Origin of the sequence: Serratia nevei (assembly GCF_024160145.1) — a bacterium.
Taxonomy (GTDB): Bacteria; Pseudomonadota; Gammaproteobacteria; order Enterobacterales; family Enterobacteriaceae; genus Serratia; species Serratia nevei_A.
In genome coordinates this window covers 1-19,990 of the sequence record NZ_JAMYWQ010000028.1, presented here as the reverse complement: position 1 = coordinate 19,990, position 19,990 = coordinate 1, and the positions used below count along the sequence as shown (strand labels likewise).

The window sequence follows — 19,990 nt, the reverse complement described above, 5'->3', positions numbered from 1 at the left end:
GCCAATTGGCGGGCACCGGCTCTTTGGCATTGACTGTCCAGTTGGCGACCCAGCGCTGGGGGGTGTCAGGGATCGGCGTACCGTCGTAAAAGTAGGCCACATAGGCGTCAAAACAGGCGATGGCCTGATCCAAATACTTCTGTTCTCCGGTCGCCAGATACGCATGGGCATAGCCGAGGATCTGCAGAGACTGGCCTTCGGTGGTGGCGTCGTTCGGTAACCCCGCCATGCGTGACAGCTCGCGTTCATGGCGCGAATCGGCCAAGACATGTTCGCTGTTGAGCACGAAGTGTTGCTGCGTCGAGTCCTGCGTGGTGCCGGTGTTACGCTGCAAGAATTGATAATGCCCCTCCAGCATTTGCCGGGCGAGATCGGTATAGTCGGGGTACACGGTGGTAAGCTCACCGTCGTAATGGCCGCCAGTGATGTTCATCGTGCCGGCGGCTTCAAGATTCAGTGCCAGGCCCGTCAGGTGGCGGCTGACCGGTTTGGCGTCGGCGATCATCCGTTCCATTTCCAGGTACATCTCTTCGGTGATGCCATTCTCCAGCACGCCGATATCCAGCGAGAAGGTGCCGGGTTCACCGTTGGTTTCCCACCACTCGCGCAGCTTGATCAGATAACCCAACGGCTCTACCACGCGGCGAATGGCGCCAATGGTGCCCTTATGGCGGTGGACGAAGAAAGCGGCGGCCACGACGTTGCGTTTGGCGTTTTCCGTCCAGGTTTCATCCCAATGATCGACCGAGAAGGCCCAGGCCAGGTAGGGCAACAGGTTGGCCGGGCAGGTGGCCGGATCCCACAAGTCGCGCAGCGGCACCGGCATTGCGGCCAGCTCGGCGCAGGCGGCCGCGGCCGCGACCTCCAGCGGGGAAGAGCCGACCGGCAGCAGACGGTTACTCATCGGAACCTCCCACCGTCAGACGATAGGAGGCGCAATGCGACGCCTGGGTTTTGTCCAGCACGATGTCGGCCTGTGGGGCTTTCAGCTCAACGCGTTGCACCCCTTCGGCATGCAGTGCGGCATAGATTGCCGACAAGCGAATATCGCGGCCTAAACGGTGCTGGGCGCTGATGTAATTTTTCAGCTTGGCTTCGGCGGCGCGACGCACCGGTTCGGCCTCGGGGCCAGGGTAGAGATACAGCACGGCATCGATGGTGTAGCTGATGATGTTGGCCGAACGGACGGTGACGCGATCCGCCACCGGGCGCACGTCTTCATCGTTTAACGCTTTATCGACGATCGCCACCAGTTCCGCGCTGGCGGTGCCGTCCCCTTCGCGTGACAGTACGGAGATCAGCACGTTGGCCGGGCTGGGGCTGGTCGCGGAAACGTCGGCGACCCGGCCGTCGGCAGAGCGGCCGTGATACTCGTAAGAGCCGCTGGATCCCGCTACGCTCAAGCCTTCGAATGCCTGCTGGATCCGCACGCGGAAATCGCTATCTGATTCCATGATCGCCGGCAGCGGCGGGATGACGCTGTTATCCGGTTGCTGCACCACCAGGCGTTGTACCTGGAAGTTTGCGCCCAGTTGGTCGAGATCGCTGCCGTTGGCATAGCCGAGCATCACGGCCTGTGCGGCTTCATTGACGCGCTGGCGCAACAGCAGCTCGCGGTAAGCATTTTCTTGCAGCAGCTTGACGATCGGCTCCGACTCCAGCGCCAAGGTGCGTGCGACGGCTTCGCGTTGCTCTTCCGGGTAAAGGGAAATCAGCGTGGCCTTGCGATCGGCCAACAGCGATTCGTAATCGAGAGGGTCCACCACCGTCGGGGCGGGTAATAAACTCAGGTCAATGGTTGCCATGGTGTCAGCTCACAGAAACAGAAAGAGAAAAGGAATCCGGCGTATCCGTGCGGTTGCCGGTGATGTCGACCACCATTTTTCCGTCAAAGGTGGTGTTGCAACTGATGCCCGTCAGCCGAATGCGCGGCTCCCACTGCAGCAGGGCGCTGTAACAGGCCGCCATCATTTGCAATCGCAGCACGTCGTTTTGCGGCTGGTCCAGCAACTCGGACAGCAACGAGCCGTAGCCGCGCCGCATGACGCGTGAGCCGATAGGCGTAATCAGGATGTCGCTCACCGACTGGCGAATGTGCTCGAGATCGGCGATTGCGCGGCCGTTGCCGCGGTTCATGCCAAGATATTTCGCGTTGTTCATGCTGGTTTGTCCGTTTGGCCTCCGCCGTTTTGCACGCCGCCGTGGGTGTGGGTATGCACCACAATGCCGTTGGAGCTGATGCTGCCGCCGGTGTGATTGAGATCGCCGGTCATCGAGCCGCCCTGGCGGATGGCGATGGTGCCGGTAGTGAGCAACTGGGTGCACTCCACTTCGGGGGCATCCAGCGTGATTTTTCCGCTGGCGATACAGGTGATGTTTGGCGCCGTCAGCGTGATCCGCTCGGCGGCTTCGATTACGGCGCTTTTTATGCCGACGGCCTTCAGCGCACCGGTCGCCGGCTCGTATTCGATCGCTGCACCGTCAGGAAAAGCGATATGTGCCGCCTGTGCCGAGGCCGACGGTGCAGGGTAAGCATCGGAAAATACGCCGGGCAGCACGAAAGCGGTTTCAAGCTCGCCGCCAAGTGACAGCACCAAGACCTGTTCGCCAATGCTGGGCGCCCACCAGCTGCGCGTATCGCCGGCGCGCCCGGTCAGCCAGTTGAGCCAGTCGGTAAGATTGCCGCCGCTGGCGACGCGGCAGCGCCCGCGTTCGAGGTCGAGCTCGCTGACGGTACCGATACGTATCAGGTTGCGCACCAGGCGCTGAATATCGAAATTGTCTGTGTTCATGCTTCAAGAATGCCGCTGGATGAAAAGGGGAACAACGCGGCGGCGTTTGTCTGCCGCCAGCACAACGGAAGCTGCCTGTATGGCGCTAAGGTTGCCGAAATTCGCTGAGTAGCTCGCCGTGCAAATAAACCTGAGTGAAGCGAATGACATTCTCCGGCTCGGGCGGTTCAGCCCGCGGAGTGATATGCAGTGCGCCATCGCGCGGTTCCACCAGGATTATTTCGGTGAGTTGAAGCTGCACTGTCAGCTGGTGCGGATTCTCGATATCTCTCTGAAACGAAAAATCATTTTTTCGTCTTTCTGGATTGGCGAAGAAGTCGGGCTGGTGGCTGCGTAACCAGGCCAGCACGGTGACGATGACCAGGTCGTCGTCGGCTGACGGCCCATCCAGTACCAGATTAAGCTGATAGCGGTATTCGAAGGACAGGGAAGCGGCGAGCGTTGAGACCACTCGGCCGTTAACAATGCCAAGGCGCAGCCGTTCGGGGTTTTGTTGCAAAATTGGGACGGCATTGAGCAGTGTGGCACGTAGCTGTTCGGGTTTTAACATGATGCATCTCCTGAAAGGGAAGCGGTTTGAATGGGAGTCCGTTGAGAAACGATCAGTGTGGGATAGCGCTCAGGCATAGCGCGCGTTCAGCCGTTCGGCGGCGTTCCAGGCCTTTGCTTTTGACGCCGTTGACATAAATCCAGCGTGGCAGCTGATCGCAGGCCGCCTGCCACTGGCGGCGCTTGATAAAGGTGGCCAGCGTTGAATGGCAGGCGGCACTAATACCGACGTTGAAAGCGAAAGCGCTGACGGCGTCGTAAACCTGCTGGGGCATCTCGACGTCCATACAACGAGCGATGCCGCGCTCTACGGCGCGCACATCATCGATCAGATTGGCGGCCGCCTGGCGTTCGTCGATGGTGGTGCCCGGTTTCACGCCGGCGGTATGGCCGATGCCGTTGGTCCAGACGCCGGCGCTGCATTGATAGGGCGACAGCCGGCAACCTTCAAAGTCGGCGATCAGGCGTAAACCTTGTTCAGAGGTTTTCAGCGTATTGAACTGAGGCAGCAGGGCGGCGAGCGCTAAAATAGCCGCCACGCTGCAGCGTTTAGCGAGTGAGTTCATCGTAGACTCCGCGTTTCAGGCCGTTTTTTTTTAGCGACTTCAGCAGTTGGTAGCTTTTGCGCCGGTAGTACCAATTGACCGCAAAGGTGCCGACGCCGACCGCAGCACCGACCAAAATGGCGATGTCCTGCGCCGAGTGGCTCCCTAACCAGGCCAGACAAGCCGCCACGAGATAGGCAAGGGTTGAAGTGAGTTTCTCCATCGTTTAATCCCACAATTTGACGGTTTCTCGTTGGGCTGCCGCAGGCAGATCCGGCAATTCAACCGGTTGGCCGTGCGGCAGCAAGGGACCCAGATCGGCCAAGCCGCGATTGGCCTGATAGACTTGTTCCACCTGGCGCTGCGTACTGCCGTAATAGCGCCAGCAAATCGCGTCAATGGTGTCACCTTGTTGTGCGTAAATTTTCATCATTACCATCCTGCGATAGCGTTAGGGGGAGAGGGCGTTGGCCCCGGATGCCTCCAGTTTCCCGCGCGCGAGCGGGGAGGGGCAACGCGAGGGGGTTGTGGATGCGATGGCACAACCGGCCAGCGAAAGTGCGGTCGGCAAAAACAAAAACCCCCGCCGTTGGCGAGGGTTGAAAACGTGTGGCAGGTGGGGGAGCGGGGCAGCTATTCGTCAGCGGGGTAAAATATTTCTTGATAATCGTTGTCAGGCAGCACCTGAGCGGCCAGATCGGAGATCAGCGACATGGCGATCAGAAACTCGGAGGCACTGCATTGTGCAGCCTGTGAAACATCGGCGATGAACTGGATGCGGGACAGTGTTACTTGTTGTTTATCCATAATTTCCACTGTTTTGCCCTCTCTTGAATATACTGTGTATTTATACAGTATTAAGCAAAACGCTAAAGGCGTCAATGGTTAGACTTATCATTTGTGCAGTAAAAATACGGCCAATCATTGATTAGCGGAAATTGTACAAGATGGCCGTCGAAGCGGATTTTGCCGCCGCGGGCAAGCACCTCCAGCTGCCAGCGTTGCGGTTCGATGCCCCTATCCCGAAGCGTGCGGGCAACATTCAGACACTGTTGCCGTTGTGGCGGCGTCAGCCGAGCTGAAGGTGCCGCCGGGGCCGGCAGGTGAAGGTAGCGTGTTCCACAGTTATTGCCAGAACTCCAAGGCGTCGCGGCGGCAAGGTTTTTAGCGACGATCCGCCATTGCACGGTGCGCGTTCGGTAGACTCGTTCAGCGCCCAAATGCGGTGCATAGATGCCGACAACTTTTGCTATGGGTTCATCATAAGCGTTTCGCGTTTCTGAGGTTTCACGTGCAACACGCACCCATTGGTGGCTGCGTGGCACATTGGCGCCGCCTTGTGCCTGTATGTAACCGGCAAAGTCACCGGCATCGGCAGCGGCGCGTACGGCTTCGGTGCCGGCGTCAAACTGCGGCGACAGGTCTTGGCCGCGGATGCGCCGACATTCGCGGTAGACGCCGATGCCGGGCAGGCCGAAGGGATGAAACTGTGGGATGCGCCAGGTGGTGGCCCAGGCGCTGACCGCGCGGGCGGTATCGCTCAGCGGGGCACCGGTTTCGCGATCGATCTCTTCCTCCAGCGCATATCCATCGAGATTTTTGGCGACATATTTGGCCAGATAGGCGGTGGCGCCGCCGCGGTTGAGGTGTTTGCACTGGAAACGATGTTGTTGGGCGCCGGGTTCTTCCGCATCCTGCTGCAGGGCATAACGCTGCATGATATCGATCACAGCCTGACGGTGCGCCTGCAGAGTGAACATCATCAGATGCCAGTGGGGCGTGCCGTCATGATGGGGCTCAACGACCCGCATGCCGTAGACCTGCAGACGACGATCCTTGAAAGCGGTACGCATTTTCCCCCACTGGGCCACCAGATAGCGCTGGCTGTCCTTCGGTGTGAAGGCTTGTCGTTGCCAGCACGAATTGAAGCGCGTTTTGCCTCGTTCGCCGGCCTGTTGGACAGGGTGAAAGCAGGCCGGTGCCGTTAGTGTGACAAACAGCCCGCAGTGACCGTTGCGGACGGCGTAGGTTTCTATACCGGCGAGGGTGTTCATCAACTCCATACGCCGAATGGCGGGATTGGCGATGCTGCCAAGCACTTTTTCCATAAGATCGACGCGTTCACCCGTAGCGACGTTTTCCAGCTCGCAGCGGCTAAGGTAATCGAGGTTCGATTGACGCCGTGCGTTGACATCGTGGATGGCTTGTCGGCTGGCATAGGGTGACGCGTTGCTGCGGACGTTGCCTATCGCGATTTGCAGCGCTTCGCGCCACTGCATGCGCTGCATTTTTAGATGACGGATCCACCAGCGATCGTCGGTCAGGCGCGACAGCGCCGCAATCGCCTGCACGCTGTCCAATTTGCCTTTTCGATAACAGTGCCAATGCATGGGCAGGATATTGAAGGCGCGGGCCATTGTGGCAATTTGGCCGTACAGGCGGCGCTGTATCTCCGCGTGCAACAGGATCTCTGTATTTCCATGTCTCGCCAGCAAAACATCACATTCACTTTGGTAGAGCGCAGACAGTTGGCCACCGATACGCCGTGCCAACTGCTCCAGCGCTTTATCGCCCAGCGCGGGCAGTGCGCGATAGCAGTCCGCTTCGCCGCCAAAACGCAGCGATTTTCGTTGATCCAAACCGAAATTACGATTCACCTGCTGAATGCGTGGCCATATCCGCCGATGGAAAACCCGCACCAGGTAATGCCAGGCGGCGTGGGAGCCCTGGTGGTTGAGCAACTGGCGGTGGCGCTCGAGGAACGGCGTACGCAGATAATATGGCAGGCCATGAATGCACTGCAGCACCGTTTGCCATTGGCGCAGTTGGTCGCGATTCAGCGCAGGCTCGCGCCCTATCGCAGGGCGTGGCGCGTTCCACGGGTAGGCGTAATCATCGGACGCCGTGTGTCGTGTCGCAGGGGGATGTGCCGGTGGAAGTGCCGCCGGCATGTTTTTAACGGTGGGCGACATGGCGTTGCTTGGCTTCTGTGATCTCCTGGCAGGTCACGCAGCGGCTAACGCCTGGAATCGCGATGCGCCTCGCCGCAGGGATCGCCGCCTCACAATCGCTGCAACAGAACGCCGAGGGCGCTGCGGCAACCGGCCTGGCGCACGCGATTTGTTTCTCGAGTATCAATGCCTGGCGCTCCTGCGCCATATCAATAGTATCTGCCATAACATTTTCCTGGGATTGAATAGGGTGAATTTGGGCCGAGCGGTGCCCGGCGGGTTACACGCCAGTTTTTTTCGCAAGGTTATTTTTTTTGGGTTAACAGACAGTCTGCTTCGCTGATATAGCGCGGTAACGATTGACTGAGCGAGATGAGCTCATTGAGTGCCGCGACGATTTGCCGCCGTTCGGCATAACCCATTTCATGAAATTTTAACCACACATGGCGCTCGGTCAGCCCGGCGTGAAAGCAAAACGTATGACGCACGTGCAGCGGAGCCGTGTTGTAGATCGCTTCGGCATGATTGGTTTGCCGAGCAAACAGTGTGCGGCGGATTTCAGCAATACGCCGCAGGCCGATAGCCCGTTGCTCCTCGCTGGCCAGCAGCATGGCACTCTCCTTATCTGATGTTTGATAATTACTTGCAAAAACAAGATCGATTGACCGTCTTTCTCTCGCGCAACTTTGAGTCAATACACTGTAAACACAGTCGTTGTGCAAGATTGTTGCCGCGTTACAGTATTTGCATTTTAATCACTCATGTCGCATCATCTTAACTAAAGCGAGTGACATGCCGAGTAGCGGTGAATTGGCGCTACTTTAGATCACTAAATGCGACTTGTAAATGCAAACTTTATTTTAATCGGTGATGATATGCGTGAAGAAACGGCAAACAACAACACCTCCGTGGGAGCGGTGATTGAAAGAGTTCTTTCATCTTATGGGGTTGGCACGCAGAAAGAATTGAGCGAAATTCTAGGGATAGCACCGAATAACATCAGCAGTTGGCAGCAGCGCGGTAGCGTTCCCGGGTACGTCATCATCAACTGCGCGCTGGCCACAGGGGTAGACCTGGCCTGGTTGATGACCGGCGAACTTGCAAAATCAAAAAATAGTCGCAAGTCTGCGTCATCCGCGCAGGGTAAAGCGCTTTACGATCGCGTTTTGGCTTCCGGCGGGAAAGGCGTGCTGCGCCGCATTTTGGATGCTTACGGTTTCAACCTGCAAAAAGAGTTGGGCGATCTGTTGGGTATCTCTTCGGGCACGATGAGCACCTGGGTTCGCCGCAACTATTTCCCTGGCGATATCGTAGTGACCTGTGCGCTGGATACCGGGGTATCGTTACTGTGGTTGGCGACGGGGCAGGGAGACATGTGGGACGAAGCCGCACCGGCGGCGCCGGTGGTTGGGGCCCGAACGTTGCCGAAATATCGTCTGCTTGCCGGGCAGTTGAAAGAGGTGGGGCAGTGGTCGGCGGACAGTTCTTTGATCCCGGACGGCGTGCTTCAGCCTGCTTACGTTGATGGCGGACGTGTTTCCTGGCTGGTGGATCTGGCCGTTACGCATATCGCTAATGGCCGCTGGCTGGTGGACATCGACGGTAACCTGGACGTGTACGACATGGCGCGTTTGCCGGGTAACCAGGTGCGGGTCAGCGGCGGCAACGTCGACTTTCAGTGTTCTCCGGATGCGTTGAAAGCGCTGGGCATGGTTTGGCTAACGTTGACGCCGCAGGCATAAAAAAGCCCATCGATGATGGGCTTCTGGACGTTCTGGGTGGAGAGTTTACAGGCCGTAGACCAGCGTGACCGAGGTGGTGGTATCGGTGTTCTTCGGCGCGGAGGCCGGCGGTTTGCTGTTGTAGGTCACGGTATAGGCCACGCGCAGCGAGAAGCGATCGTTGATCGCCACGTTCAACGCACTTTCCGAGTTCAGCGTGGTTTCTTCGTTCGCTAGCGCAGAAACGCCCTGAATGAACTTGGTGTTGTCGGTCAGCTGATAGGAATAGTTGGCCGCACCGTAGGCCAGGCCTTTGGTCGAACGCCCGCCGCCGTGGTATTCGTCATGGCGAACGCCGGGACCGAATTCCACCCGCAGGTCGCTGAGCGGCCCGTTGAGGATTTGGCGGCCGTAACCGCCGGTCAGCGTGGAGCGCGAGTCATAACCGTTGAAACGGTCGCTCAGCCAGCTGGCCTGGCCGAACAGGTAGTTGCGATCGGTCAGGTTATAGCGCGTACGGCCACCGGCCTGATACTTTTCGGACGAGCGCACGTTGGAGGAAGTGGTGTTGTTGGCCGCCCCCCACAGGCTGTACGCCGCGTCGGTGTTGAACCAGGTCATGTTGGTGTTGGCCAACAGGGTGGAACTTTGCGAGTTGCCGGACTGGGCGTTATAGCCCGCCTGCACATTGCCTTCGAACGGTTTCTTGGCGGTGGCCGGATCGTCCATCGCGGTGAAAAGCGTATTGTCGGCGAGGGCTGAAACACTGGTGAAAGTCGCTAAGCAGCAAATATACAGCGGAAAAGCGCGACGAGCGCGAGAAGAGAGCATCTTGGATCCAGTTGTTAAGGGTGGTTATTGTTGATGATGATCACATTATATCGGTTCATTTCGGCGACAAAAATAGCCGCCATTAGCTTAAGTTTTTAATTTTTACTCCTCATTTATTCACTTTTCTTCTACTTAAATTTATCGCTTTCGGCAGCATTTCGTGCTGAGTCCGACGGTATCTGGTACTGCCCGTTGGTTGGCGTCGTATCTTCCCTGTAAAATTTGTTGTACATATATGTTTACGGTTTTGGGCTTTCGTTGGGTAGGCGTACTGGCGCATTGCGATGATTTTTGGTCTTAATTATTTATATTAATTTATTGTATTTTGTTGGGGTTTCTTGAGTTTTTTATGCGTGTTTTTTCATGGATTAAAGCACGGTAATTTTTTATTTACGGAAATTGGATTGAAAACTTTACATCGCATGGTAAGGTAGAGCCCTGAAACGCTCAATGATCCACTTCAACGCATAACGGCAAATGACAGGAATAGCATCATGCAAAAAGACGCGCTCAATAACGTACACATCAGTGCCGAACAGGTTCTCATCACGCCGGAGGAACTGAAGAACCAGTTCCCGCTTAGCGCCGACGACGAAAATGAAATCGCCACGGCGCGTAACACCATCGCCAACATTTTGCAGGGGCGCGATCATCGCCTGTTGGTGGTGTGCGGGCCTTGCTCGATCCACGATCCGGATGCGGCGCTGGACTACGCCCGTCGTTTGAAAACCCTGGCGGCTGACTTGAGCGATCAGCTGTATATCGTTATGCGCGTCTATTTTGAAAAACCCAGAACCACTGTCGGCTGGAAAGGTTTGATCAACGATCCGTACATGGACGGTTCGTTTGACGTTGAAGCAGGTTTGCATATCGCGCGTCGCCTGTTGCTGGATCTGGTGGGCATGGGCTTGCCGTTGGCTACCGAAGCGTTGGATCCGAACAGCCCGCAGTACCTGGGGGACTTGTTCAGCTGGTCGGCGATCGGCGCGCGCACCACCGAATCGCAGACCCACCGCGAAATGGCTTCCGGCCTGTCGATGCCGGTCGGCTTCAAAAACGGCACCGACGGCAGTCTGGGTACCGCCATCAACGCCATGCGCGCCGCCGCGATGCCGCACCGCTTCGTCGGCATCAACCAGGCGGGGCAGGTTTGTCTGCTGCAGACCCAGGGCAACCCGGACGGGCACGTGATCCTGCGCGGCGGCAAAACCCCGAACTACAGCGCCGAGCACGTTGCGGCCTGTGAGAAACAGATGCTTGAGGCGGGACTCCATCCGTCCTTGATGATAGATTGCAGCCATGGCAACTCGAATAAAGACTATCGCCGTCAGCCGGCGGTTGCCGAGTCCGTGGTGGAGCAGATCAAGGCGGGCAACCGCTCGATCACCGGCATTATGCTGGAGAGCCATCTGCATGAGGGCAATCAATCTTCCGAACAGCCGCGTGCAGACATGCGTTACGGCGTGTCCGTCACCGACGCCTGCATCAACTGGGAAAGTACGGAAACCCTGCTGCGTCATATGCATCAGGAACTCGGCGCTGCGCTGACGGCACGCACGGGAGAAAAATAAGTTATGGTGGCAGAACTGACCGCGCTGCGCGATCAAATCGATGAGGTGGATAAAGCGCTGCTGGATCTGCTGGCGAAACGCCTGCATCTGGTCGCGGAAGTGGGGGAAGTAAAAAGCCGCCACGGTTTACCGGTTTATGTGCCGGAGCGTGAGGCGGCGATGCTGGCCTCACGCCGCCAGGAGGCGGAAAACCTCGGCGTGCCGCCGGATTTGATCGAAGACGTCTTGCGCCGCGTGATGCGCGAATCGTACGTCAGCGAAAACGATAAAGGCTTTAAAACCCTGTGCCCGCAGCTGCGGCCGATCGTCATCATTGGCGGCAACGGCCAGATGGGCCGGTTGTTCAACCGCCTGCTGACGCTGTCGGGTTATCAGGTCCGGGTATTGGATCAGGAAGATTGGCCACAGGCGGAACCGCTGTTGGCAGATGCCGGCATGGTGATCGTCAGCGTGCCGATCCATGTGACAGAGCAGGTGATAAGCCGCCTGCCGCCGTTGCCCGACGACTGCATTCTGGTAGACCTGGCATCGGTGAAGAACCGTCCGCTGCATGCGATGCTGGCGGTGCACAGCGGCCCGGTGGTCGGGCTGCATCCGATGTTTGGTCCCGACGTGGGCAGCGTGGCGAAGCAGGTAGTGGTCTACTGCGACGGCCGCCAGCCGGAGGCTTACCAGTGGCTGCTTGAACAGCTGCAGGTGTGGGGCGCGCGGCTGCATTGCATCAGTGCGGTCGAACACGATCAGAACATGGCGTTTATTCAGGCGCTGCGGCACTTTGCCACTTTCGCCTATGGGTTGCACCTGGCGGAAGAAAACGTGCAACTGGAGCAGCTGCTGGCGCTTTCCTCGCCGATCTACCGGCTGGAGTTGGCGATGGTCGGCCGCCTGTTCGCGCAGGATCCGCAGCTGTATGCCGACATTATTATGTCGTCGGAGGAAAACGTGGCGTTAATCAAACGCTACTACCAGCGTTTCGGCGAGGCGATAAAGCTGTTGGAGCATGGCGACAAGCAGGCGTTTATCGACAGTTTCCGCAAGGTGGAGCACTGGTTCGGCGATTATGCCCAGCGCTTCCTGGTGGAGAGCCGCACGCTGTTGCGGCAGGCTAACGATAGCCGGCAGTAAAACGCGGGCGGTAAACATAGAGGGTTCGGCTTGGCCGAACCCTTTTTTTATGGTTTCAGGACGGGTTGACCGGCACCACGGTGTCGCTCGGGTAGCAGCCCAGTACTTTCAGCGAGCGGGTGATTGGCGCCAGATCGCGCAGCGCTTTTTGCATTGCGTCGGCACGCAGATTGGCCTGCACATCGATATAAAACATCTCTTCCCACGGATTGCCGTTGATCGGGCGTGACTCCAGCTTGGTCATAATGATGCCGTTATCGCGCAGTACCAGCAGCGCTTCTACCAGCGCACCGGATTGCTGGCCGGTCGCCATGATCAGCGTGGTTTTGGCCGGCACCTGTTCGGAGACGTCAATCGCTTTGCGTGCCAGGATGATAAAGCGGGTGATGTTCTGCTGCTGGTTGGCGAGGTTGTGGTCCAGCACCTGCAGCCCGTACAGCGCGCCGCCGGCCTCGCTGCCCAGCGCCGCCACCTTCGGTGAATTCAGCTGGGCGACTTTCTCCATCGCGGCGGCGGTGCTTTCGGTGTATTCGATTTTCCAGTGCGGGAAGCGGTTCAGGAACTGGCTGCACTGCTGGAACGGCTGCGGATGGCTGTAGACGGTTTCAATCTGGCTCAGATCGCTGTCGCCGGCCACCAGGACGCAGTGGTTGATCGGGTTGGTCAGTTCGCCAACGATCGACAGACTGGTGTGTTGCAGCAGATCGTACACCTCGTTAATCGAGCCGGAGCTGGTGTTCTCGATCGGCAGAATCGCGTAGTCCGCCTGGCCGGTCTCCACCTGGGCGAAGATATCCTGAAACTTCTGGCAGCCGCATTCGATCAGCCGATCGAAATGGCGGGCGGCGTATTGGCGCGCCGCCAGATGTGAATAAGAGCCTTTCGGGCCGAGGAAGGCGATGCGGGCAGAGTGTTGGCTGACGGGGTTGAGCTGGTGCTGCAGCAGCGCCTGCTGGGTCAGGACGGAGTCTTCGATGATCAGTTGGAACAGGCGGGTGACGTAGAAACCGTCCAGGTCATAAGGCTTGGCGGCGGCGATCAGCGCATCCAGCAGATCGCGTTCACGCTCTTTGTCGCGGATCGGGCGGTGAGAGTGCAGCTTGGTCTTGCCGACTTCGATCGCCAGCTCACGGCGCTCCGCCAGCAGGGCCAACAGTTTTAAGTCCAGTGCGCTGATGCGCTCGCGCAGCACCAATAACGGGTTGTCAGTCATAATCAGCTTCCGCCTTCAGTTCTTATTCGTTGTATAACAGCCATAAAAAAAGCCCCCTGTTTCCAGGAGGCCTTGTTGTTCGTCTTCGCATTCTTTCTTACACGACGAAACGCCTCCCAGTCAGGGGAAGGTAAAAAAGAATGCGAAGAAAAACGGTGTGCGTGGCATGGTCTACCTAAGGTTGATGTGAACAGGTTTTAAAGTAACCGCTGGCTTTTACCCCGTCAACAAAAATACCCGACAAAAAACGCGCCCTCGGGCGCGTTTGATGCGGCAATCGCAGTCGGAGGGTTATTCCTGTTCCTGCGTCACTTCCGGCACGATGTCTTTCACGCTGGCATTGCAGCGGCGCGCTTCGCCTTTGTGCTGTACCTTGTTCAGCTGGCGCTCCAGCTTGGCGATCAGCTCATTAACGGCGGTATACATGTCGTCATGTTTGGCGCTGGCGACCAGCGGGCCGTTAGGCGTGGTAATGGTAGCGTCGGCGACGAACCCCTGCGGTTCTTTGGATAAGACGATATGCGGGTTTATCAGCTGGGTCTGCCATTTTTCCAGTTTGGTGAGACGGTCTTCGACGTGATTGCGGATTGCGGGAGTGATATCCATTTGTTTGCTGGTAATGTTCAATGTCATATAACTTACCTCTCTGTCTTTCCGTCTTGGTGAATCCAGCATACCCCGCTTTTTGTTTAAATGCGTGATGTAAATCACGATTTTTTGTCACTTTTTGCAAAGTTCGTTCAATCTGTGATTCAGCATCTGAATTGGTTATCTAATGCTTGAGAGTTGCCGCCGGATGGCGCATTATCGATGAGTTGACCGGTGAGGAGCGCTAGCTAACACCGTGTTTTTACTTGTGTATTTTTTCGGTAAAAACCAGGTCTACGCCAATGAAAACGGCAGCCGAGGCTGCCGTTTTGTCTTTCTGCCGTTGCCGACGCGCGATTATTGCGGGTTGGCGGCGATCACTTTGGCCACTTTGTCAGCCTGGCCGTTCAGCTGCAGCTGCTGGTAGGCATTTTCCATCAGCGGCAACACGTCGTGCGTCGCTTTGGTATCCGGGAATTCACGCAACATCTGCTCGGCGCGATTAACGACCGCGACGTAAGCACCGCGTTTAGTGTAGTATTCCGCCACCGAAAGCTCATACTTGGCCAGGCGGTCTTTCAGATACACCAAACGCTTGTTGGCGTCGGTCGCGTATTGGCTGTTCGGGTATTGCTGAATCAGCTGGCTGAAGTCGCGGAACGCAGCGCGAGCGTGCTGCGGATCGCGGTCCGAACGGTCAACCCCGAAGAAGCCTTGCAGTGCGCTGTCATCGAGCGCCATGTCGGTCAGGCCGCGCATGTACATCACGTAATCGATGTTCGGGTGCGTCGGGTTCAGACGCATGAAGCGATCGATGGATGCCTGAGCCATCGGCAAGTCGGCAGCCTTATAGTAGGCGTAAATCAAATCCAGCTGGACCTGCTGGGAATACGGCCCGAAAGGATAGCGGTTATCTAACGCTTCGAGTTGCGTAATCGCGCCCTTGAAGTTACCGTCCTGCAGCTTTTGCTGCGCGGTAGCATAGATTTCCGAAGGTGGGTTGTCGGGAACCGCATCCTTGGATGTGGAGCAACCTGCCAGCGCCAGGCTCAACGTGGCTGCCGCCACCAGATATTTCATACGCGTCATGACGTTTTGATTATCCTCAGGGTGTTATTCCGGGAGACTGTCCGTTAAGCTCCCGACAAAGACCAGGTACAATAGCACATTATATTAAACGGCATCGCCGTGAAAACCCAACGTTAACGAAGAAGCTGCATATGGCACAACAAGTACAACTCACCGCAACGGTGGCCGAATCTCAACTCGGACAACGTTTAGATCAGGCTTTGGCCGAATTGTTCCCTGATTATTCACGATCTCGCATAAAAGAGTGGATCCTGGGCGATCGGGTGAAGGTCAATGGCAAAACGTCAAACAAACCGAAAGAGAAGGTGCTGGGCGGAGAGACCGTCGCCATCGATGCACAGATTGAAGAAGAGGCGCGTTGGGAGCCGCAGGATATCGCGCTGGATATCGTCTATGAAGACAGCGACATTCTGGTTATCAACAAACCGCGCGATCTGGTGGTGCACCCTGGCGCCGGCAACCCGGACGGCACGGTGCTCAATGCGCTGCTGCATCATTACCCGGAAATCGCCGATGTGCCGCGTGCCGGCATTGTGCACCGCCTGGATAAAGACACCACCGGCCTGATGGTGGTGGCGAAAACCGTGCCGGCGCAAACCCGGCTGGTGGAGGCGCTGCAGGCGCGTGAAATCACCCGTGAATACGAAGCGGTGGCGATCGGCACCATGACCGCCGGCGGCACGGTAGAGGAACCTATCGCGCGCCACTCCACCAAGCGCACCCACATGGCGGTGCACCCGATGGGTAAACCGGCGGTGACGCACTACCGCATCATGGAGCATTTCCGCGCGCACACCCGTCTGCGTCTGCGTCTGGAAACCGGCCGTACTCACCAGATCCGCGTACACATGGCTTACATCAGCCATCCGCTGGTGGGTGATCCGCTGTACGGCGGCCGTCCGCGTCCGCCGAAGGGTGCTTCGGAAGCCTTCATCAACACGCTGCGCGGCTTTGACCGCCAGGCGCTGCACGCCACCATGCTGCGTTTATATCACCCAATCAGCGGCATCCAGATGGAGTGGCATGCGCCGCTGCCGCAGGATATGGTCGATCTGATCAACGCGCTGAAGGCGGATACCGAAGAATTCAAAGATCAGATGGACTGGTAATGAACGCGCTCATTTTGCCCGACTGGCCGCTGCCTTCCGGCGTTAAGGCCTGCAGCACCACGCGCGGCGGCGGCGTCAGCCTGCCGCCTTATGACTCGCTGAACCTCGGTACCCACGTCGGTGACGAGGAGCAAGCGGTGACGCGCAATCGGGAACGGTTGGTTACTGCCGCCGGCTTGCCGCAGATGCCGGTATGGCTCGAGCAGGTACACGGTACCCGCGTGGTGACATTGACGGGACAAGCGCCCGCCGATCTGCGGGCAGATGCGGTATACAGCAACGTACCGGGGCAGGTGTGCGCAGTGATGACGGCGGATTGTCTGCCGGTGCTGTTCTGCTCGCAGAACGGCGATGAAGTGGCCGCCGCCCACGCCGGCTGGCGTGGGTTGTGCCACGGCGTGCTGGAGCAAACCGTGGCGGCGTTCAGCGCCGCGCCGGGCCAGATCCGCGCCTGGCTGGGGCCGGCGATTGGCCCGCAGCAGTTTGAAGTCGGGCCCGAGGTGCGTGCCGCCTTTATGGCGCAAGACGCCGAAGCGGTGGCGGCGTTTACGCCGCACGGCGATAAGTTTTTGGCTAATATCTACTTACTGGCTCGCCAACGTTTGTTGCGGGCAGGCGTGCAGGCCATCTATGGCGGAGACCGTTGCACGGTTAACGAAATGAGTCATTTTTTCTCCTATCGACGCGATGGAATAACCGGACGTCTGGCAAGTTTAATCTGGCTGATATAACCTATTGAATTAGGACGATCCAACGACGCATGGCGTTGTACCGAAAATTTAGCGTCGAGATAACCTTGAAAATTTGAGGGATGACCTCATTTAATCTCCAGTAGCAATTTCGACCCATCTTGGAGGTGTTATGCGTCTGGATCGTCTTACCAACAAATTCCAGCTTGCCCTCGCCGATGCCCAGTCACTAGCCCTTGGGCACGACAACCAGTTTATTGAACCGCTACATCTGATGAGCGCCCTGCTCAATCAGGAAGGGGGCACGGTTCGTCCACTATTAACTTCCGCAGGTATCGATGCCGGGCGCGTGCGCACCGAAATCGAACAGGCGCTGTCCCGTTTACCGCAGGTAGAAGGCACCGGTGGCGACGTTCAACCGTCCCACGAGCTGGTGCGCGTCCTGAACCTGTGCGACAAGCTGGCGCAAAAGCGCGCGGACAAATTCATTTCTTCCGAGCTGTTTGTGCTTGCGGTGCTGGAAGACCGCGGCTCGCTGACCGACTTGTTGAAAGCGGCCGGTGCAACGGCCGACAAAATCAGCAAAGCCATTGACCAAATGAGAGGCGGTGACAGCGTGGAAGACCAAGGCGCCGAAGACCAACGGCAAGCATTGAAGAAATACACGATCGATCTGACCGAGCGCGCCGAGCAGGGCAAACTAGACCCGGTAATCGGCCGTGACGAAGAGATCCGCCGTACTATTCAGGTGCTGCAGCGCCGCACCAAAAACAACCCGGTGCTGATCGGCGAACCCGGCGTGGGTAAAACCGCCATCGTCGAAGGCCTGGCGCAGCGCATCATCAACGGTGAAGTGCCGGAAGGGCTGAAGCACAAGCGCGTATTGTCCCTCGATATGGGCGCCTTGATCGCCGGTGCCAAGTACCGCGGCGAGTTTGAAGAGCGCCTGAAAGGCGTGCTCAACGATCTGGCCAAGCAGGAAGGCAGCGTCATCCTGTTTATCGACGAACTGCATACCATGGTCGGCGCCGGTAAGGCGGATGGCGCGATGGATGCGGGCAACATGCTCAAACCGGCGCTGGCGCGCGGCGAGCTGCACTGCGTCGGCGCGACTACGCTCGACGAGTATCGTCAATATATAGAGAAGGATGCGGCGCTCGAGCGTCGTTTTCAGAAAGTGTATGTGGCGGAGCCGAGCGTGGAAGACACCATCGCTATCCTGCGCGGCCTGAAAGAGCGTTACGAACTGCACCACCACGTGCAGATCACCGACCCGGCCATCGTGGCGGCGGCAACGCTTTCGCACCGCTATATCGCCGATCGTCAATTGCCGGACAAGGCTATCGATCTGATCGACGAAGCGGCGTCCAGCATCCGCATGCAGATGGATTCCAAACCGGAATCGCTCGACAGGCTTGAACGCCGCATCATTCAGTTGAAGCTGGAGCAGCAGGCGCTGAATAAAGAGTCTGACGACGCCAGCAAGAAACGCCTGGACATGCTCAGCGATGAGTTGGGGCAGAAAGAGCGCGAATATTCTGAGCTGGAAGAAGAGTGGAAAGCGGAAAAAGCGTCGCTCTCCGGTACACAGAACATCAAGGCTGAACTCGAGCAGGCCAAAATCACCCTGGAGCAGGCGCGCCGCGTCGGCGATCTGGGGCGGATGTCGGAACTGCAATACGGCAAGATCCCTGAGCTGGAGAAACAGCTCGCCGCCGCCACGCAGGCCGAGGGCAAGAGCATGAAGCTGCTGCGCAACCGGGTGACCGATGCGGAGATTGCCGAAGTGCTGGCGCGTGCGACCGGGATCCCGGTGGCCAGAATGCTGGAAGGTGAGCGTGACAAACTGCTGCGCCTGGAGCAAGAGCTACATTCGCGGGTGATCGGCCAGGATGAAGCGGTCAGCGCGGTCTCCAATGCTATCCGCCGCAGCCGCGCCGGGTTGTCCGATCCTAACCGGCCGATCGGTTCGTTCCTGTTCCTCGGCCCGACCGGGGTGGGGAAAACCGAGCTCTGCAAGGCGCTGGCTTCGTTCCTGTTCGACAGCGATGACGCCATGGTGCGCATCGACATGTCCGAGTTTATGGAGAAACACTCCGTTTCTCGTCTGGTCGGCGCACCTCCGGGCTATGTCGGCTATGAAGAGGGCGGCTACCTGACGGAAGCCGTGCGCCGCCGGCCTTACTCGGTGATCCTGCTGGATGAAGTCGAGAAAGCGCACCCGGACGTATTCAATATTCTGTTGCAGGTGTTGGATGATGGCCGCCTGACCGATGGTCAAGGCCGTACCGTCGATTTCCGCAATACCGTGGTGATCATGACTTCCAACCTGGGTTCCGATCTGATCCAGGAACATTTCGGTCAGATGAATTACGCGCAGATGAAAGAGTCGGTGATGGAGATGGTGAGTCACCACTTCCGTCCGGAGTTCATCAACCGTATTGACGAAGTGGTGGTGTTCCATCCGCTGGGCGAGAAACATATTGCTGCGATCGCCAAGATTCAGCTGTCGCGTCTGTATAAGCGTTTGGAAGAGCGCGGTTACGAAGTGACCATGACCGAACCGGCCCTGGCGCTGTTGAGCAAAACCGGTTACGACCCTGTGTATGGTGCGCGTCCGTTGAAACGCGCTATCCAGCAGGAGATAGAGAACCCGCTGGCGCAGCAAATCCTGTCCGGCAAGCTGATCCCCGGCAAGCTGGTGACGCTGGATGTGGAAAACGACCATATCGTTGCACGCCAATAACGGCAATTAAGCGTAATAAAGGTGAAAGGGAGCGGGCGACCGCTCCCTTTTCTTTATCTTCGTTTGTTCCCGTTTACAGGGTTTGCCGCTATTGCTGTGCTAAAACCGGCATTTTTTGACTAATAAACATCCTAAAAAGGCATTTTGGGTGATTATTTGAGCGCTTGAAAAGTTTTTTGCAATTAGGGGTTGCGGCCCGCCGAGAACTCCCTATAATGCGCCTCCACTGACCGGGAACAACGACTGACAAGCCGCCGGGTCAGCGAGAAGAAAGCGAAATAAACGCTTGACTCTCAGGGCGAAAAGCGTAATATACGCAGCCCGCGCCGATGAGTTTCTCGGCGCTGCTCTTTAACAATTTATCAGACAATCTGTGTGGGCACTCCACAAGACGATATCCAGCATCTTCGGATGCAAAAAAATATCAAGTCTTGAAGAGTGACTAACTGAAGTAAAATTCATGCAGTAAAT

Annotated in this window: 22 protein-coding genes, 1 pseudogene and 1 other annotated feature; of the genes and pseudogenes, 6 read left to right on the top strand and 17 right to left on the bottom strand. The window is 57.6% G+C overall.

The features are described from left to right. Window positions 1-382 precede the first annotated feature (382 nt). The 12 genes and pseudogenes from M6G53_RS25600 to repB form a co-directional block, all read right to left on the bottom strand. Window positions 383-904 (bottom strand): annotated as a pseudogene (locus M6G53_RS25600) (phage tail protein I); the annotation flags it as partial. Next, window positions 897-1,805: a baseplate assembly protein gene (locus M6G53_RS18025; RefSeq protein WP_253333491.1), complete on the bottom strand. Its 909-nt coding sequence runs from the start codon at window positions 1,803-1,805 to the stop codon at window positions 897-899. The gene M6G53_RS18025 and the pseudogene M6G53_RS25600, both read right to left, overlap by 8 nt. A gap of 4 nt (window positions 1,806-1,809) precedes the next feature. Then, window positions 1,810-2,160 carry a GPW/gp25 family protein gene (locus M6G53_RS18020; protein WP_253333489.1) on the bottom strand — a complete coding sequence of 117 codons (351 nt, stop codon included), beginning with the start codon at window positions 2,158-2,160 and terminating at the stop codon, window positions 1,810-1,812. Beyond that, entirely contained in the window at window positions 2,157-2,792 is a 636-nt protein-coding gene (locus M6G53_RS18015; RefSeq protein WP_253333487.1) for a phage baseplate assembly protein V, read from the bottom strand. Before M6G53_RS18015 ends, M6G53_RS18020 begins: the two co-directional genes overlap by 4 nt. A gap of 85 nt (window positions 2,793-2,877) precedes the next feature. Beyond that, window positions 2,878-3,342: a phage tail protein gene (locus tag M6G53_RS18010; protein WP_253333485.1), complete on the bottom strand. Its 465-nt coding sequence runs from the start codon at window positions 3,340-3,342 to the stop codon at window positions 2,878-2,880. A 52-nt stretch (window positions 3,343-3,394) separates the two neighbouring features. After that, window positions 3,395-3,907 (bottom strand): lysozyme, encoded by a 513-nt coding sequence (locus M6G53_RS18005; RefSeq protein WP_253333483.1) that lies wholly within the window; start codon window positions 3,905-3,907, stop codon window positions 3,395-3,397. Then, window positions 3,891-4,109 (bottom strand): HP1 family phage holin, encoded by a 219-nt coding sequence (locus M6G53_RS18000; protein WP_074055887.1) that lies wholly within the window; start codon window positions 4,107-4,109, stop codon window positions 3,891-3,893. The genes M6G53_RS18005 and M6G53_RS18000 overlap by 17 nt, the downstream gene beginning before the upstream one ends. Before the next feature lie 3 nt (window positions 4,110-4,112). Then, window positions 4,113-4,316, bottom strand: coding sequence for a tail protein X (locus M6G53_RS17995; protein ID WP_046898178.1), 204 nt, complete (start codon window positions 4,314-4,316; stop codon window positions 4,113-4,115). Window positions 4,317-4,519: 203 nt separating this feature from the next. Beyond that, on the bottom strand, window positions 4,520-4,702 hold the full coding sequence (locus tag M6G53_RS17990) for a hypothetical protein (RefSeq protein WP_253333481.1): 183 nt from the start codon (window positions 4,700-4,702) through the stop codon (window positions 4,520-4,522). A gap of 62 nt (window positions 4,703-4,764) precedes the next feature. Beyond that, window positions 4,765-6,837, bottom strand: a complete 2,073-nt coding sequence (locus tag M6G53_RS17985) for a replication endonuclease (RefSeq protein ID WP_253333479.1) — start codon at window positions 6,835-6,837, stop codon at window positions 4,765-4,767. A gap of 4 nt (window positions 6,838-6,841) precedes the next feature. Further along, window positions 6,842-7,063 carry a TraR/DksA C4-type zinc finger protein gene (locus tag M6G53_RS17980; RefSeq protein ID WP_253333477.1) on the bottom strand — a complete coding sequence of 74 codons (222 nt, stop codon included), beginning with the start codon at window positions 7,061-7,063 and terminating at the stop codon, window positions 6,842-6,844. 79 nt (window positions 7,064-7,142) lie between these two features. After that, window positions 7,143-7,448: a phage replication protein B gene (gene repB, locus M6G53_RS17975; RefSeq protein ID WP_253333476.1), complete on the bottom strand. Its 306-nt coding sequence runs from the start codon at window positions 7,446-7,448 to the stop codon at window positions 7,143-7,145. Between the two features lie 264 nt (window positions 7,449-7,712). Here repB and M6G53_RS17970 point away from each other — a divergent pair, with 264 nt between their 5' ends. Beyond that, window positions 7,713-8,579, top strand: a complete 867-nt coding sequence (locus M6G53_RS17970) for a phage repressor protein CI (RefSeq protein WP_436286531.1) — start codon at window positions 7,713-7,715, stop codon at window positions 8,577-8,579. A gap of 45 nt (window positions 8,580-8,624) precedes the next feature. Here M6G53_RS17970 and M6G53_RS17965 read toward each other — a convergent pair whose 3' ends face one another. Beyond that, window positions 8,625-9,389 (bottom strand): DUF481 domain-containing protein, encoded by a 765-nt coding sequence (locus M6G53_RS17965; protein WP_253333472.1) that lies wholly within the window; start codon window positions 9,387-9,389, stop codon window positions 8,625-8,627. 494 nt (window positions 9,390-9,883) lie between these two features. Between M6G53_RS17965 and M6G53_RS17960 the strand changes: the two genes are divergently transcribed. Both M6G53_RS17960 and tyrA read left to right on the top strand, forming a co-directional pair. After that, window positions 9,884-10,960, top strand: a complete 1,077-nt coding sequence (locus M6G53_RS17960) for a 3-deoxy-7-phosphoheptulonate synthase (protein ID WP_016929016.1) — start codon at window positions 9,884-9,886, stop codon at window positions 10,958-10,960. 3 nt (window positions 10,961-10,963) lie between these two features. Then, window positions 10,964-12,085: a bifunctional chorismate mutase/prephenate dehydrogenase gene (tyrA, locus tag M6G53_RS17955; protein ID WP_253333470.1), complete on the top strand. Its 1,122-nt coding sequence runs from the start codon at window positions 10,964-10,966 to the stop codon at window positions 12,083-12,085. 55 nt (window positions 12,086-12,140) lie between these two features. Here the strand turns inward: tyrA and pheA are convergent, their stop codons facing one another. The 4 genes from pheA to bamD all read right to left on the bottom strand — a co-directional run bounded on the left by pheA (window position 12,141) and on the right by bamD (window position 14,975). After that, the gene (gene pheA / locus M6G53_RS17950) at window positions 12,141-13,298 is read right to left on the bottom strand and encodes a bifunctional chorismate mutase/prephenate dehydratase (RefSeq protein WP_253333468.1); all 1,158 of its coding nucleotides are present in this window, start codon (window positions 13,296-13,298) and stop codon (window positions 12,141-12,143) included. 42 nt (window positions 13,299-13,340) lie between these two features. Beyond that, window positions 13,341-13,467: a sequence feature (Phe leader region), on the bottom strand. After that, the gene (locus M6G53_RS17945; protein ID WP_101428074.1) at window positions 13,419-13,466 is read right to left on the bottom strand and encodes a hypothetical protein; all 48 of its coding nucleotides are present in this window, start codon (window positions 13,464-13,466) and stop codon (window positions 13,419-13,421) included. It overlaps the preceding feature by 48 nt. 122 nt (window positions 13,468-13,589) lie before the next feature. Continuing rightward, window positions 13,590-13,931, bottom strand: coding sequence for a ribosome-associated translation inhibitor RaiA (gene raiA, locus M6G53_RS17940; protein WP_004932457.1), 342 nt, complete (start codon window positions 13,929-13,931; stop codon window positions 13,590-13,592). A 312-nt stretch (window positions 13,932-14,243) separates the two neighbouring features. After that, window positions 14,244-14,975, bottom strand: coding sequence for an outer membrane protein assembly factor BamD (bamD, locus tag M6G53_RS17935; protein ID WP_253333466.1), 732 nt, complete (start codon window positions 14,973-14,975; stop codon window positions 14,244-14,246). Window positions 14,976-15,106: 131 nt separating this feature from the next. On the opposite strand from bamD, the gene rluD reads away from it, so the two are divergent. The 3 genes from rluD (at window position 15,107) to clpB (ending at window position 19,519) form a co-directional block, all read left to right on the top strand. Beyond that, window positions 15,107-16,084: a 23S rRNA pseudouridine(1911/1915/1917) synthase RluD gene (gene rluD / locus M6G53_RS17930; RefSeq protein WP_004932452.1), complete on the top strand. Its 978-nt coding sequence runs from the start codon at window positions 15,107-15,109 to the stop codon at window positions 16,082-16,084. Further along, on the top strand, window positions 16,084-16,815 hold the full coding sequence (gene yfiH / locus M6G53_RS17925; RefSeq protein ID WP_253333464.1) for a purine nucleoside phosphorylase YfiH: 732 nt from the start codon (window positions 16,084-16,086) through the stop codon (window positions 16,813-16,815). The genes rluD and yfiH overlap by 1 nt, the downstream gene beginning before the upstream one ends. A gap of 130 nt (window positions 16,816-16,945) precedes the next feature. Beyond that, complete coding sequence (clpB, locus tag M6G53_RS17920) at window positions 16,946-19,519, top strand: ATP-dependent chaperone ClpB (RefSeq protein WP_253333462.1); 2,574 nt, start codon at window positions 16,946-16,948, stop codon at window positions 19,517-19,519. The last annotated feature ends 471 nt before the right edge of the window (window positions 19,520-19,990 follow it).